This window comes from Nocardia seriolae NBRC 15557 (assembly GCF_007990715.1).
Classification (GTDB): Bacteria; Actinomycetota; Actinomycetes; order Mycobacteriales; family Mycobacteriaceae; genus Nocardia; species Nocardia seriolae.
Genome location: NZ_BJWY01000078.1, coordinates 1 through 14587 on the forward strand (window position 1 = coordinate 1; position 14587 = coordinate 14587).

11 protein-coding genes are annotated in these 14587 nt (G+C 68.0%); 5 read left to right on the forward strand and 6 right to left on the reverse strand.

Annotation, left to right across the window (positions count from 1 at the left end; translation table 11 throughout):
- On the reverse strand, positions 1–268 hold a 268-nt coding region (locus NS2_RS22430; protein ID WP_444980892.1), incomplete at its 3' end, for a class I SAM-dependent methyltransferase.
- A 516-nt stretch (positions 269–784) separates the two neighbouring features.
- On the opposite strand from NS2_RS22430, the gene NS2_RS22435 reads away from it, so the two are divergent.
- The 3 genes from NS2_RS22435 to NS2_RS22445 all read left to right on the forward strand — a co-directional run bounded on the left by NS2_RS22435 (position 785) and on the right by NS2_RS22445 (position 7105).
- Positions 785–2296, forward strand: a complete 1512-nt coding sequence (locus tag NS2_RS22435; RefSeq protein WP_033085338.1) for a sugar transferase — start codon at positions 785–787, stop codon at positions 2294–2296.
- Between the two features lie 104 nt (positions 2297–2400).
- On the forward strand, positions 2401–2772 hold the full coding sequence (locus NS2_RS22440; protein ID WP_143161354.1) for an effector-associated constant component EACC1: 372 nt from the start codon (positions 2401–2403) through the stop codon (positions 2770–2772).
- Positions 2759–7105 carry a caspase, EACC1-associated type gene (locus NS2_RS22445; protein WP_036577312.1) on the forward strand — a complete coding sequence of 1449 codons (4347 nt, stop codon included), beginning with the start codon at positions 2759–2761 and terminating at the stop codon, positions 7103–7105. The genes NS2_RS22440 and NS2_RS22445 overlap by 14 nt, the downstream gene beginning before the upstream one ends.
- A gap of 9 nt (positions 7106–7114) precedes the next feature.
- On the opposite strand, the gene NS2_RS22450 is transcribed toward NS2_RS22445, so the two are convergent.
- Complete coding sequence (locus tag NS2_RS22450; RefSeq protein WP_081985560.1) at positions 7115–7384, reverse strand: RICIN domain-containing protein; 270 nt, start codon at positions 7382–7384, stop codon at positions 7115–7117.
- Positions 7385–7957: an RICIN domain-containing protein gene (locus tag NS2_RS22455; protein ID WP_033085335.1), complete on the reverse strand. Its 573-nt coding sequence runs from the start codon at positions 7955–7957 to the stop codon at positions 7385–7387.
- 312 nt (positions 7958–8269) lie between these two features.
- Here NS2_RS22455 and NS2_RS22460 point away from each other — a divergent pair, with 312 nt between their 5' ends.
- Positions 8270–9505 carry a cytochrome P450 gene (locus tag NS2_RS22460; RefSeq protein WP_036550567.1) on the forward strand — a complete coding sequence of 412 codons (1236 nt, stop codon included), beginning with the start codon at positions 8270–8272 and terminating at the stop codon, positions 9503–9505.
- Positions 9502–10230 (forward strand): TetR/AcrR family transcriptional regulator, encoded by a 729-nt coding sequence (locus NS2_RS22465; RefSeq protein WP_033085333.1) that lies wholly within the window; start codon positions 9502–9504, stop codon positions 10228–10230. The genes NS2_RS22460 and NS2_RS22465 overlap by 4 nt, the downstream gene beginning before the upstream one ends.
- A gap of 54 nt (positions 10231–10284) precedes the next feature.
- Here NS2_RS22465 and NS2_RS36230 read toward each other — a convergent pair whose 3' ends face one another.
- From NS2_RS36230 to NS2_RS22480, 3 genes are all read right to left on the reverse strand, one after another.
- On the reverse strand, positions 10285–10626 hold the full coding sequence (locus NS2_RS36230) for a hypothetical protein (protein ID WP_177327161.1): 342 nt from the start codon (positions 10624–10626) through the stop codon (positions 10285–10287).
- Positions 10627–10794: 168 nt separating this feature from the next.
- Positions 10795–13017 carry an MMPL family transporter gene (locus NS2_RS22475; protein WP_147207276.1) on the reverse strand — a complete coding sequence of 741 codons (2223 nt, stop codon included), beginning with the start codon at positions 13015–13017 and terminating at the stop codon, positions 10795–10797.
- A gap of 167 nt (positions 13018–13184) precedes the next feature.
- Positions 13185–14573: a threonine/serine exporter family protein gene (locus NS2_RS22480; RefSeq protein ID WP_045436024.1), complete on the reverse strand. Its 1389-nt coding sequence runs from the start codon at positions 14571–14573 to the stop codon at positions 13185–13187.
- Between the last annotated feature and the right edge of the window lie 14 nt (positions 14574–14587).

A 14587-nucleotide genomic window follows, 5' to 3' on the forward strand; every position in this document is an offset into this window, starting at 1 on the left:
CGAGTGCTTGGTCCACGAAGAGTTTTGCGTGCCGAACCCAGCTGTCCGAAAAGGACGAAAAATAGGCATATTCCGTGAAGGTTTCCTCCGGCGTGATGAGTGCCGGAATCTGCAGCAGCAGGCAGTTCTCGCACAGCCGCAGATGCAGTGGATATGTCGGTTCCGGAAGGTCCAGCTCCGCGGCCGAGAGAAACTTCTCGCACGGAGGCGTGGCACCCAGATCGAGTACGCTGATCAAACTCTTGGAGTCGCAGAGACGACATTGCACGAAAATTTCCCCACCTTTCACCGAGCCCGGGCTGCCCGTGCAGCAGCCGATGACCTGAGGTCGGCCCGGTCCGGCCTTACGTTACAACAGGATTGATCGGTGCCACCGGGTCGATCTGGTGACGGATAGTGCCAAATCAACTGTATTTCTGCGACTCGCAGAACCGGGCGTCCGGTCGGCAAACTCTCGAGCCTTGCAAACCAAGGATTTCGACCAGCTCACCCGGTGTGTCTTGCGTAGTGCAACCTGCGATTTTGCGAATAGGGGAAATTGGGGGAGGGTCCGGGTCGTAGGTCGCGTTCGAAAGCCGTTACTTTTCCGGAAACGTTGCGGCCGACCGCGATTGAACATGCGTGCCGCCGGAGGTGTGTAACATTCGGCATCTGGCCTCCGAAGAACCGGTGGCCACCTTAGGTTGTCATGGTCCTGAAAGCCCTTGGGAAACCGGCGTCAGCTCGGCGTGGAACTGATCAGCAGGGATCGGGGTTCTCCCGTGGGGGAGGTGCGTTCGTTATCATGAGCTACAACATTTCGGCCGGTCGCGCTGTGCGCGCGGCCAGGCCGACGCGCCCTGAGCCGCGCTCGGATCGTGAACGCTGGCAAGCCGATTACGCACATCGGCTATTCATCAGCGATCTATTCGTTTTGATCCTATCCGTCGGTTTCGCCCAGTGGATCCGTTTCGGCGGATCCGGGGCGCAGGCGCCGCTGGCCTCGCGGCTGCCGATGGAAGTCCGCTACACCGTGGTATCGGTGGTGCTGGTACTGGTCTGGTCGGCCACGCTCACGCTCGGCGGCACCCGGTCACCGCGCGTAATCGGCGGTGGCGCAGAGGAATACCGGCGGCTGGTGGCCGCGTCGCTGAAGTTGTTCGGCGGGATAGCCATCGTGTCGCTGTTGCTCAAGGTGGATTTCGCGCGCGGCTACCTGGCCATCGCCCTGCCACTGGGCATGGCCGGGCTCATGGCCGAGCGGCGGCTGTGGCGGAGATGGGTGACCGGGCGGCGGGCGCGCGGCGATTACCGCACCGCCATGCTGGTGGTCGGCAGTCCGGAGGCGGCGCGCGCCATGGTGGCCGCGTTCTCCCGTGACCGCGCCGCCGGATACCAGGTGATCGGGGTGTGCACCCACGACGACGACGTCCTCGCGGAGCGCGCCCTGGAGGCCGGCGGCCGCGAAATCCCGGTTGTCGCAAACGATCACGAAGTCATCGACGCGGTCCGGCGCACCGGCGCCGACACCGTCGCGGTGACCGCCACCGACAACCTCGGCCCCGCCGCCTTCCGCCGCATGGCATGGGAGCTCGACGAACTCGGCGCCGAGCTGATCGTGACACCGGGACTGGTCGACATCGCCGGCACCCGGCTCACCCACCGGGTGGTCGCCGACATGCCGATGCTGCTCGTCGAGAAGCCGCAATACGACCGCGCGAAGTCGATTCGCAAGGGCGTCTTCGACTTCTGCTTCGCCGCCGCCGCACTGCTGGCCATCGCCCCGACCCTGGCCGTCATCGCCGCCGCGGTGAAACTGAGCAGCCGCGGCCCGATCTTCTACCTGTCCGAACGCATCGGCCGCGACGGCCAACCGTTCCGAATGATCAAGTTCCGCAGCATGTATGCCGATGCCGAGTCCCACCTCAACGCCCTGATCGAGAGCAACGGCGGCGACCCCGCCTTCTTCCGGAACCGCGACGACCCACGCGTCACCCCGGTGGGCCGAATCCTGCGCAAGTACTCCCTCGACGAACTACCGCAGTTCGTCAACGTCCTGCGCGGCGAGATGAGCATCGTCGGCCCGCGCCCCCAGGTGCAGCGCGAGGTGGACTGCTACGACGGCGTCACGCGCCGCCGCCTGCTGGTCAAACCCGGCGTCGTCGGCGTCTGGCATGCGCGCCGCCGCACCGACCTGACCCCCGAAGACGCCATGCGCCTGGACCTCTCCTACGTCGAGAACTGGTCCATGGTGCTGGATCTCCTCCTGATCGCCAAAACCATCGGCGCACTGACCAGGGGCGACACCGGGTACTGAAGCGGAGGCCGCACTCTCGAATTCCGCGGTATCGGTTGGTCTCTCGCCGCTTCCCGGCTCGTGGCAGACTCTCTGCGAACGGACGGTACGGGGGAAGGATGATCGTGGAACTGGTGCTCGCGGTCGAGGCGTCGGGCGACGACGTCGAGGAGTTGCATTCGCTGTTCGAGGCCATGGTCGAGGACGACGAATTGCGTTCCGCGCGCAAGTCGCTCGACCGCGGGCAGGTGCGCGGCGGCACGCTCGGCGCCGAGGAGGCGATTCGGGTGGTCGTGGATTCGGCCGCGCTCTGCACGGCCCTGTCCACCTGCATTGTCGCGTGGCTGCGCATGCGGCGGCCGAAACTGCGGATGACGTTCACCGGGCCCGACGGCGCGCACGCCGAGATCGACGCCACCGGGGCACAGGCGGTGGAACAGGTGCAGGTGCTGGAGATCATCGATCGGGTGCGCGGGGTCGCGGATGACGCTTCCTGACCCGGAAGCCTCCCGCGCGGTACTCATCGGAACCTCGAACTACGGGCCCGGCTCGGGCTTCGAATCGTTCCCGGAGATCGCGCGCAGCCTGCACGACTTCGCCGAATTCCTGCGGACCGCAACGGGAATCCCCGAGCGGCACATCGACGTGGTGCTCGATCCGGCGGACGGGGCGAGCGTGGCCGCCACGATCACCGCCGCGGCGCGCGCGGCCCGGGGACTGTTGCTGGTCTACTACGTCGGCCACGGCACCGTCGTCGACAACGAACTCCACCTGACGCACAGCGGATCTCGGGTCGACGAGGCGGATGTGACGGCCCTGGCCTACTCGGTCATCCGCTCGCGCATCAAACGCGATGCGCGCGGGGCGGTCGTGGTGATCCTCGACTGCTGCCACAGCGGGAAGGCTTTCGGGCGCGGCGTTCTCGCCCCGGGGCGGGAGGCGCTGGGGGAGGCCACCGATATCGACGGCGCGTTCGTGCTGACGGCCACCGACGAGAAGTCGAAGTTCGCCGTCGCCACCGGCGCGGGCGGGCGCACCGCGTTCACCGGCATGCTGCTCGACATCCTGCGCTCCGGCGTCCCGACCGACGATCGATACCTGACGATGTCGATGCTGTATCGCGAACTGCGCGAGCGGCTGCCCGCCGCGGACCGGCCCAAACCCAAAGCACTGGAACGGGGTACGGCCGGGCGGGTGGCGCTGGCCGAGAATCCCGGGCGGCGGGATCGGATCGCGCCCGCCGGGCTGCCGTCGGCGGTCGTCACCGCCTACACCACCCAGATCCGTGACCTCAGCCCCGCGGACGGCCTGCTCGACCGGGCCGCGGAACTGGCCGAACTCGCCGAATTCTGTACCGGCGAAACACCGTACGTGTGGTGGCAGGCGGGCCCGTGGGCGGGCAAGACCGCGCTCATGTCCTGGTTCGCCCTGCATCCGCCGCCGAGCGTGCGGGTGGTGTCGTTCTTCATCACCTCGCGCCTGGCCGCGCAGGACGACCACCACGCCTTCACCGACGCCGTGCTGGAACAACTCTCGGCGCTGCTGCCCGATCAGGCCGCCGCCGTGGCGATGGCCACCGGCAACCGCGACGCCCTGCGCCGGCACCTGCTCGACCTGGCCGCACAGCGCGCAGCCGAGAGCGGCGGCCGGATCGTCCTGCTGGTCGACGGGCTCGACGAGGACCGCGGCAAACCCAGCATCGCCTCACTGCTGCCCAAGAATCCCGGCCCGGGGCTGCGGGTGATCGTCTCCGGCCGCCCGAATCCCGCACTGCCACTGGATGTTCCCGGCAACCATCCGCTGCATCATTGCCGACGCCGCGAGGTCGACCGCTCCGCGGCGGCCTTCGACATCATCCAGGCCGCGCGCCTGGAACTGGGCGGCATCCTCGACCGGTCGGACGTCGATCAGGAGATCCTCGGACTGATCACCGCGGCCCACGGCCTCACCGGGACCGAACTCGAGGATCTGACCGGCCTGCCGCCGTTCCGGATCCAGCGCATTCTCTCCGGTGTCACCGGACGCACCTTCCGGTCCTACTCCAGCAGATTCGCCGTCGACCAGATCAACCTGCTCGCGCACGAGACCCTGCAGGAGGAGGCGGAGAACGCGCTGGGCCGGGCGCTGCTGGGGGAGTATCGAAACCTCATCCACGCCTGGGCCGCCCACTATCGCGAGCAGGACTGGCCGAGTTGGACGCCCACCTACCTGCTGACCCGCTACTTCTCGATGCTGCGCCGGCGCGGCGATGTGGCGCGCATGACCGAGCTGGCGCTCGACACCGCCCGCCACGATCGGCTGCTCGACCTCACCGGCGGCGACGGGATCGCGCGCACCGAGATCGTCACGGTGTCGGGGCTCTGGCTCGGCGAGGACGAGCCGGACCTGCTGGCGGTGTGCAAGCTCAGCATGCGGCGACGGCGGCTGACCCAGCGCGGCACCAACATTCCGGTGCGCCTGCCCGCCGCGCTCGCGAGCGTGGGCGATCTGCCCCGGGCACAGAGCCTCGCCGATGGCATCGTGCGGCCCGGCCGACGGCTGCGGGCCCGGATCGCCTTGCTCGCGGTGCAATTCGGCGCGGCCGACCCGCGACGCAATCGCTCGGTCATCGAGTCGCTGCGGGAATCGACCGATCGCGCGCTGACCGACAACGACCGCCGCCGCCTGGCCGTCGCGCTCATCGCGGTCGGGGACACCGAGACGGCCGCGGAGCTCGCGGGCGAGATCACCACGCCCCTGGAGCGGGTTCGCGTACTCGCGCAATTGGTTCCGGGCTGGCGGGCGGCGGGCCGGGACCGGGCGGTCGACGACGCGATCACCGAGATCAACCGGCACGCGCTGCTGGGCAAGGGGCCCGCGCACCGCGACGAGATCGTCGTGTGTGCCGTGGCGGCCTTCGCCGCCATCGGTGATTTCGAGGAGGCGTTCGCGCTGGGCCGCATGCTCGAGACCGCCGACACCCAGGCCGCCGCGCTGTGTCGGATCGCGCGGGCCATGGCGTCGCAGGGCGAGCCGGAGCCCGCCGCGATGTGCGCGGGCTCGGCCCTGGCCATGGCCCGGCGGACCACCGGCGCGGTCGCCCGCTCCCGACTCCTGGCGCGCATCGCACCGGACCTGGTGGCCGGGGGATTCCGCGACGACGTACGCGCGGAGGTCGACGACGTCGAAGCGGGGCTCGCGGGCTGTGTGCGATCGGCGCGCTTGGAGATAGTCGGACACCTGGTGGAATGCCTGGTCGAACTGGGGGAGGCGGATCGTGCGATCGCCCTTAGCCGCCGATTCGCCACGGGGACGGACGGACTCGACATCCTGACCAGTGTGCTGCCGGCCCTGGTGGCCGCGAATCGGATCGCGGAGGGCACGCGGCTCGCGGCGGAAATCGAGCGCACCTCCTACCAGACGACCGACCCGTACGAGCGCGGATTCGCCTTCTATGCGGTGGTGCGCGCCCTCACCGCCTCGAACCTGCCGCAGGCGTGCGCGCTCGCCGAGCGCATCGACGACATCGGTTGCCGGTTCCTGGCTTTCACCTACCTGGGCAGCCGCGCCCTGGAAGCTCCGGAAGTCACCGAAACCGCCGCACCCGCGGGAGCTCTCCTCGAGCGTGCGGTGCGCGCACTGAACACCATGATCGACCGGGTCGGCATCGGCGACGACAAGGCCTCCGGAGAACTCACCCGCACGGTATTCGCCGCCGCCCGGCCGGGCCGCGACCGCGACGGTCAGGCACCTCCGGCGGAAGCGTTGCCCTGGGCGGAATCGACCCCGCTGGCCGACCTGACCCGAAGCCTGGTCGGCACGGGCGCGATCGATACCGCCGCCGCCCTGGCCCGTCGGCTGGCGGGCCTGTATTCGGGCTGGTCGCACCCGCCGAGCCTGCTCGATCGCGAACTGGGTTCGCTGGCGGCCGTATTCGCCGAACTGGGGCACGCCGATCGCGCGCACGCCATCTTCGACGCGGTCGCCGGTCTCGTGCGCCGCCTGACGGTCATGCGGTTCACCGTCGAGCACGCGGGCATCGATCTCGCGGCCCCGATCGTGGCACCGCTGCTCGACGACATCGAGAAGACCGTGGTGGCCACCGATTACGTCGGCACGCTGCCCGAACGCGTGGAGCTGGTGCTGCTTTCGGCGGCGCTGGGCGATGCCGAGCGCATCGGCAGGCTGGTGGACGGGCTCTCACCGCTCGAACTCGACCCGCAGCACGTGTGCTCGGTGCTCGCTACCGCGCGGGCCAGGCTCGGGCCGATCGGCGAGGCGGCCATGATCGCCGGGGCCGTCTCGGACGAGCTCGAACGGTCGATCGCCTATCGGGAGGTCGTGGCGGCGCTGGTGCGGGTCGGAGAGGAACGCCGCGCGCTGGACTTCACCGGCCGGATTCCCTTGACCGGTCAGCGGATTCACGCGATCGCCGCGGTCGTTCCGGCGCTCGCGCGGCACCCCGGAGCCGATGCCGCGCGGGCGAGTTTGGCCGAGGCGACCCTGCTGCTGGAGGGGATCCCGCGGGTGGATCTGCGCGACCTCGCCGCCGCCGCGCTCGTCGATGCGGCCCTGGCGATCGGCGCGGCCGAGCCCGCCCTCGAGCTGGCCCGGAGCGCCGAGGCCGAGACGCGGGCGCGGCTGCTCACCCGGATCGCGGACGCCCGCCTGCGGGAGTGCGACGGCCTGCCGGTCGCGGAGCGGGCCGCCGCGCGCCGCGAGATCCATCGCCGCCTGGCCGAGGCGTGGACCTGTGGTCCGTGGTACTCAGGACTGGAGGTGCTCGCCCGCTTCGATCCGGACCTGCTGACCGATATCGCGGCCGAGGCGATCCGGCTCGAGGGCGCGTAACCGGTTCGGCTACACGAGCTTCCACCAGATCGTCGGATCGCCGGCCTGACCGGTCAGGCAGATCGGCGCACCGTCGTTACCGCTGCTGTCGCCCGGGTGCAGCGGCATATTGGCCGCCAGATTGATGAGCATGGCGGAGCCGTCCGCGCGGCCCTGCAGCGTCCAGCGCTGACTCATCGCGGCGGGCTGCATGGGCTGTTGCACGATCGCCGGACCGTCCGCGCCCGGCGCGGAACCGCCGATGTCCAGGCACTTTCCGCTGGCCTTGCTCTGGATCAGCTACTGCCCCACATCGATCGGGTAGAAGCGCCAGCGCTGGTTGGCGCCGCCATTGTCGTCCCACTGGCCGATCACGGTGCCGTCGGTGGTGTTGAAGCCGGGCAGATCCATGACCTCGCCGGTGATGGAATTGAGGATCTTGACGTCGGTCATGATCAGCGCCCACGACTCGCTCGCGACACTGACGTTGTCCCAGATCTGGGCCCCGACGCCATCGCTGGCATTGCCGCCCGGAATATCGAGCACGTTGTTGCTGCCCAATGCGGAGAATATCTGGACCTGGCCGTGGCGGAAGTTGGTGATCTTCCAGAGCTGGGACGGGTCGCCGGGGGCGTCGGTGGACTGTTCCACGGCCGTGCCGTTGACCGTCTGTGCCGCACGGACTTTCAAGACCTTCTTGTTCTCCACATTGACGATCTTGACCAGCCCGTTCCCGGCGTCGACGAGATCCCACTGCTGGTTCAGGCCGCCATTGTCGGTCCACTGGTCGATTTGGACGCCGCTGTTCGTACTGTGATTGGGGACGTCCAGAACTTTGCTCGACGCAATATTGTCGATGACGTAGTTCACCATGACACTGCGTTCTTTCTATAGATCCGAACGGTTCGTTTAATAGCTCCATTGCTGAGGTGTTGAACCATTTCCGATTATTCGCGCAATATGCAGTGTGCGAATCGAATTCGAGGTTTCCCGGGCGGTCGATCGCCGGGTGCGGTTGGGGGCCGGGGGCGCGGGACCCGGTCCGCCGGTCGTCGGCGAGGCGGCCGTGCGGGCCCCGCCGCGTCCGGTGTGACACATCAAATGAACGCTATTTAGTAATAGGTGTTCACAAACCCCGGTGTGGTGTGGTTCACTCGACGGCGAACGTGTTCCAAAGGAGGTACCGTGTCCGCGCCGTCCATCCCCAATCGGATCGATTTCACCGATCCCGATCTGCTCGCCACCCGCCTGCCCGTCGAAGAGTTCGCCGAGCTCCGTCGCACCAGCCCCGTCGCCTGGATCCCGCAGGCGGGCAGCGGGTTCAAGGATGACGGCTACTGGGCCGTCACCCAGATGGATGACATCAAGGAGATCTCGAAGACTCCGGAGGTGTACTCCTCCGAGGAGAACACCGCGGTCATCCGCTTCTACGACGACATTCTCCGCGAGGAGATCGAGGTCCAGCGCTTCCTGCTGCTGAACCAGGACCCGCCGCGGCACACCAAGCTGCGCCGCATCGTGTCCAAGGGTTTCACCCCGCGCGCCGTGGAGAGCCTGCGCAACGCGCTGCGCGACCGCGCCGAGCGAATCGTGCACGAGGCCAAGAAGAACGGCTCCGGCGACTTCGTCAAGGAGGTCGCGTGCGAGCTGCCGCTGCAGGCCATCGCCGAGCTCATCGGTATTCCGCAGGAAGATCGCGGCAAGATCTTCGACTGGACCAACCAGATGATCTCCTACGACGACCCGGACTTCGAGGGTGACCACAAGGTCGCCACGGCCGAGGTCATGGGCTACTCGTGGAACCTGGCCGAGGAGAAGCGCAAGTGCCCGGTCGACCTGGACGGCCACGAGCAGATCATCAACACCCTGCTCAATGCCGACGTCGACGGCGAGGCGCTGGCCTCGGACGAATTCGCCTGGTTCGTCATCCTGCTGGCGGTCGCGGTCAACGAGACCACCCGTAATGCCATCACCCACGGCATGAAGGCCTTCGTCGACCACCCCGAGCAGTGGGAGCTCTACCGCGAGCAGCGCCCGCGTACCGCGCCCGACGAGATCGTGCGCTGGGCCACCCCGGTCATCGCCTTCCAGCGCACCGTGCTGCAGGACACCGTCCTCGGCGGCCAGGAGCTGAAGCAGGGCCAGCGCGTCGGAATGTTCTACTCCGCCGCCAACTTCGACGAAACCGTCTTCGAGAACCCGTTCGAGTTCAATGTTCTCCGGAACCCCAATCCGCATGTAGGCTTCGGCGGCACCGGCACTCACTTCTGCGTGGGCGCCAACCTGGCCCGACTGGAGATCGACCTCATGTTCAACGCCATCGCGGACGTGATGCCGGACCTGTCCCAGGTGTCCGACCCCGTCCGCCTGCGCTCCGGCTGGCTGAACGGCATCAAGAGCTGGCAGGTCAAGTACGAATGAGTGAAACGCGCCGACGCGGCCGGATACCCGCGGTAAGTGACGCGGACATCCGGCGCGTCGCGCGGTCGCTGCTGGTCGAACAGGGCCCCGACGCCATCACGCTGCGGGCCATCGCGCGGGAGCTGGGCATCACCGCTCCCGCGCTCTACCGGTACTACGAATCCCGCGACGACCTGGTCGCCGCGGTTCGCACCGACGTCTGCGCGGACCTCGCCAAGGATCTCGAGGCCGCCATCGAGGGCCTGCCCGACGACGCGGGCATCCGCTTCTTCGCCATCTGCCGCGGCTTCCGCCACTGGGCGCTGACCCACTCCCGCGAATTCACCCTCGTCTTCGCCTCCCCGGTGGCCGCCGGAATCACCAGCGCCATGCAGCAATTCGGCGAACCCGTCGGCCGCATCTTCCTCGCCGCCGCAGGTCGCCTGCTCACCGAATACCAGGTCGTCACTCCGCCCCTGGACCTCATCCCGGTCGAACTCCGCGACGACCTCGTCAAGTTCCAGTCCGAACTCCTGGGTGTCCTGACCGACTCGGGCCAGACCTTCCCCGCCGAAAAACTCGACCTCGGCGTCAGTTACGTCATGATCCAGTTCTGGGCCCGCCTCTACGGCCACGTCACCCTCGAGGTCTTCGGCAACTACCCGATCCAGATCTCCCACCCCGACGTCCTGTTCGACTCCACCCTCGCCGACATCGGCCGCGGCATCGGCCTCGTCCCGAACTGACGCTGTTCCGCTGGGGGCTCGGTATCGGCGCGGGCGGGTTCGGATGGGCGTGCGTCAGCTGTGCGGAATGGGTGCCCGGTCCGCGTCTCCCGCGTCCTGCGGTGTCGAAGAGACCGCTGCACCTTGGGATTGCGGGACCGGCGTCGATGTGGTTGCCAGGGCATCGCTGCCCGGGGCGCGCCGCCCGCAGGCGAAGTAGGCGATCGGGACCGCTCCGAGTGAATTCACGAGGACGATGGCCGTGGCCCACGCCCCCTTCGACCCCCGGATCTGCTCGGCCGGGCGGCGTCGCAGATCCAGCAGTGCCGCGATCCTGAGCAGGCCGTCGACCACGGCCGCGATCAGGATCAGGGCACGGCTACGCGTGCTCAGCTCGCTCCATCTTCTTCTCGCCATGAAGGTTTCCTTTCGCGACACGATTGGATCTGCGGTGGCAGCGACCGCGTTGTCGATGCCACTCCAAGATCTCGCAACCGCGGGCGCGGCGCACGAGTCCAAAGACCATCCCGGCGAAGCCCGTTGGTCACCTCCCCGCGATTGCGCAGGTCGCGCCGGGCAGTCCGATCAGCTTCGGGCGGCGACCAATGCGGGGGTCGGCCGGTGCTCGGGTTCCTCCGCGAGGACCGGTTCGGTCAGGCCGATGCGGCGTTGGATGCGCTTCATCCAGGACGGTGCCCACCAGACCCGGTCGCCCAGGAGTTTCATGGTGGCGGGGACCAGGAGCATGCGCAGGACGGTGGCGTCGATGATGAGGGCGGCGATCATGCCGTAGGCGATGTACTGCATGAGGACCAGGTCGGAGAAGGCGAAGGCGCCGGTGACGACCAGCAGGATGAGGGCGGCGGCGGTGATGATGCGGCCGGTGTGGGCGGTGCCGGAGCGGATGGCCTCCTCGGTGGTCGCGCCGGCGGCGCGGGCTTCGACCATGCGGGACAGCAGGAATACCTCGTAGTCGGTGGAGAGGCCGTAGATGATCGCGATGATGAGGAACAGGATGTTGGCCTGAATCGGCTGGGGGGTGAAGTTCAACAGGGTCGCGCCGTGTCCCTCGGTGAAGATCCAGGTGAGGATGCCGAGGGTCGAACCCAGACCGAGAACGCTCATGAACGCGGCCTTGAGGGGCAGGACCAGCGAGCCGAAGGTGAGGAACATGAGGATCGTGGTGAAGGCCAGGACCAGCAGGATCATCAGGGGGAGGCGGTTGAGCAGGGCGGCGATGGCATCGTGCTGCACCGACGGGACACCGCCGACCAGCATGGTCACATCCTCGGGGACCGGGAGCGCGCGTAGATAGTCGATTGTCTTGTCGTACTTGCCCGAATCGACCAGATAGGCCGCGGTGCGGTAGGTGTCGGGGTGGGTCTGCGAGCGGGACGGGATTTCGAAACCACCGGGCAGCAGCCCCGGAGCATGACCGGCCTGCTCGACGAGGGGGCCGACCTCGGTGCTGTCGTTCGAGAGGATGACCAGCTCGATCGGGTCGGACTTGCGGTACGGGAAATAGGAGTCGATCTGCTGCTGCGCCACGCGAATCGGATTGTCCGGCGGCAGATACTTCTCGCTGAAACCACCGAAGGCGACATTGCGGATCGGCACGATCAACACCAGCAACCCGAGAATCAGCGCCGCGGTGATGACGCGCGGATGCCGTATCACCCAGGTGGTGGACCGCGCCCAGAAGCCGTTCTCGATATCGCGGGCCGCATCGGCGCGCCGGAATCGCTTGATGCCCAGCGCATCCACCCGCCGCCCGAGGATCGCCAGCATGGCGGGCAGAATCGTGAGGGCGGTCAGCGCGGCCAGTGAGACGGTCGCGATGGCGCCGTAGGCAATGGATTTCAGGAAGCCCTGCGGGAACATCAGCATGCCGCCGAGGCTGGCCACGATCATGGTGGCCGAGAACAGCACCGTGCGGCCCGCGGTCATCACCGTGCGGCGTACCGCGGTGCCGGTGTCGTATCCGGCGGCCACCTCCTCGCGGAACCGGCTCACGATGAACAGCGCGTAATCGATGGCCAGGCCCAGGCCGATCATCGAAACGACCGGGGCCACGAAGGAATTCACGTCGGTGAAATTCGTGATCCACCGTACGATCCCATTCGCGCCCAATACCGTGAACACACCCATCAGCAACGGCAGTGACGCGGCGACCACACCGCCGAAAATGAAGAACAGCAGGATCGCGACCGCCGGAATGGCGAGCAATTCCATTCGATGGGTATCGGCGGCAATGGTGTCGGTCAACGCGGTCGACACCGGCTGCAATCCACCGACTTGCACCCGCACGCCCGGAACCTCGAACGCGTCCTTCACCGCACCGTAGTCCTCGGCCCCGTAATCCTGGAGGGCGATGAGCGCGAGCGCGTGCCTGCGATCGTCGGTCGCGAGTTTGCCGGAGTTGCCCTTGATGGTGGTCACCGCGGGCCAGTACGCCGCGCTCACGCCGGTGACCTCGTTCGGGAACCGCTGTGTGAGCCCGTTCAGATTCTCCGCCACCGCCTGCGCGATATCGGGATCGTCGACGGTCGCGCCCGCGGGCGCGGTGTACAGCACCGCCACGTCGGCGGAGTGGTCCGGACCGAACGCCTGCGCGACCAGTTCGGCGGCCAGCGTGGATTCCGAATTCGGGTCGTCCAGACCGCCTGCGCTGAGCCTGCTTTCGAACCCCCAGGCGTAGCCGCCCAAGCCCAGCAGCGCGACCGCCACCAGTCCGAGTATCAGAAACCGGTGGCGAGTTACGAGATTTCCCCATAGCGCGAATACATCTCGATCCCGCGACCGCCTCATGCCCATACGACACGGTAACAGTCAAGATCACCGGACGTGAAAAACGTTGCGAAACAATAGAATTAGGCTATTTCTCGGTCAGCGGCAGCCATCGGTGGGGTCCATCGGATGGGAGGTGTCGAAATAGGAATCGGAGTCGTGCGCGGGCGGCACGCCGTCAGCGGTGATCAACTCGAGGCGCGACGAGCCCTTCGCGACGGGCCGATGCGCTCGACGATGCGCGGGCGGCGCAGATCGCGGGCGATCCACTCGCCCAGGGTCACCCCGGCGGCCAGCGCCAGGCCCACCGCGAATGCGCTGAACAACTGGTTGAATCCGATCAGCAGCTCGTCGTTGAGCAGCGCGTAGAGGCCGCGATAGACCCGCAGACCCGGCAGCAGGGGAGTGATCCCGGCGACCGCCACCACCAGCGGCGGGATCAGGGCCCGGCGGGCGAGCAGGCCACCGGCCAGGCCCACCACCGTCGCCGCGCCGCCCGAGGACACGATGGGCCCGAACCCGAAGTGCTGCACCAGGAGATAGACGACGGTCGCGGCCGCACCGCTGAACGCCGCCGCGGCCAGCGCCCGCCGCTCGGCGTAGCAGGCCAGCGCGAAGGCCCCCGCCGTGAGCGCACCGGCCAGCAGCTTCAGCGGCAGCGTGGTCAGATCGCGGGTGGAGCTCACGTCCACCGACGGCACCGACGCCTCGAACACCTCCGCCACCCGCAGCGTGAGCGCGATGCCGGCGATGATGCCGCCGGTCATCATGATCACCTCCAGCATGCGCCCCGAGGCCGTGATCGGCGCGCCGGTGATGGCGTCCTCGACCGCGCCGACCAGCTGTAAACCGGCCAGCAGCACCGCGATTCCGGCGGCGATGATGAGCGCCGGATCCAGGTGCAGGTTCTGGGCGTAGGTGGAGATGAGCACCGCCGGCGTGGCGGCGATGACCCCACCGGCCATGTGCTGGAAGAAGAACGGCAGCCCGCGCCGGTTCAGCAGGCGATTGGTGCGGTCGATGAGGGTGGTGGTGGCGAAGCTCAGCAGGGCGATGAGCCAGCCGCCATTGAGCAGCAGCGCCACGCCCGCCGCCATCAGCGCCCAGCCGAAGGTCGCCACCCAGCGCGGGTACGGATGCGGTGCGGAGGTGATCCGGTCCAGCGCGGCCAGCGCCTCCTGCGGCGGCACCAGCTCGCGGCGGATGCGCCGGGTCAGCCGGTCGACCGCGGCCAGTCGGGTGAAATCCAGCGCGCGATAGTGCACCACGCGCATGGTGCTGGCCGGGGGCAGCTTCGGCCCGCGGTCGGCGGAGATACGAATCGAGTTGTAGGTGACGTCGATATCGCACTTGGACAGCCCGTAGGTGGCGGCGATGAATTCGATCTGGGCGGTGGTGTCCATGACCGCGGTGCCCGAGGCGAGCACCACCTCCCCGGCGCGCTCGGCCAGATCCAGCACCTCGGTGACCGTCGCGTCATCGGTGAGGTCGATGGGCCGCACCGGCGCGGGCGCCTCCACCACGGTGTCCACGGTGGCCCGGCGATCGGCGGTGAGCCGGTTCACGCTCGCCGTCACCAGCCGCTGCCAGC

Coding starts and splice junctions, on each gene's coding strand:
- NS2_RS22435 (WP_033085338.1), top strand. CDS start 785: ATGAGCTACAACATTTCGGCCGGTCGCGCTGTGCGCGCGGCCAGGCCG.
- NS2_RS22445 (WP_036577312.1), top strand. CDS start 2,759: ATGACGCTTCCTGACCCGGAAGCCTCCCGCGCGGTACTCATCGGAACC.
- NS2_RS22455 (WP_033085335.1), bottom strand. CDS start 7,957: ATGGTGAACTACGTCATCGACAATATTGCGTCGAGCAAAGTTCTGGAC.
- NS2_RS22465 (WP_033085333.1), top strand. CDS start 9,502: ATGAGTGAAACGCGCCGACGCGGCCGGATACCCGCGGTAAGTGACGCG.
- NS2_RS36230 (WP_177327161.1), bottom strand. CDS start 10,626: ATGGCGAGAAGAAGATGGAGCGAGCTGAGCACGCGTAGCCGTGCCCTG.
- NS2_RS22475 (WP_147207276.1), bottom strand. CDS start 13,017: ATGAGGCGGTCGCGGGATCGAGATGTATTCGCGCTATGGGGAAATCTC.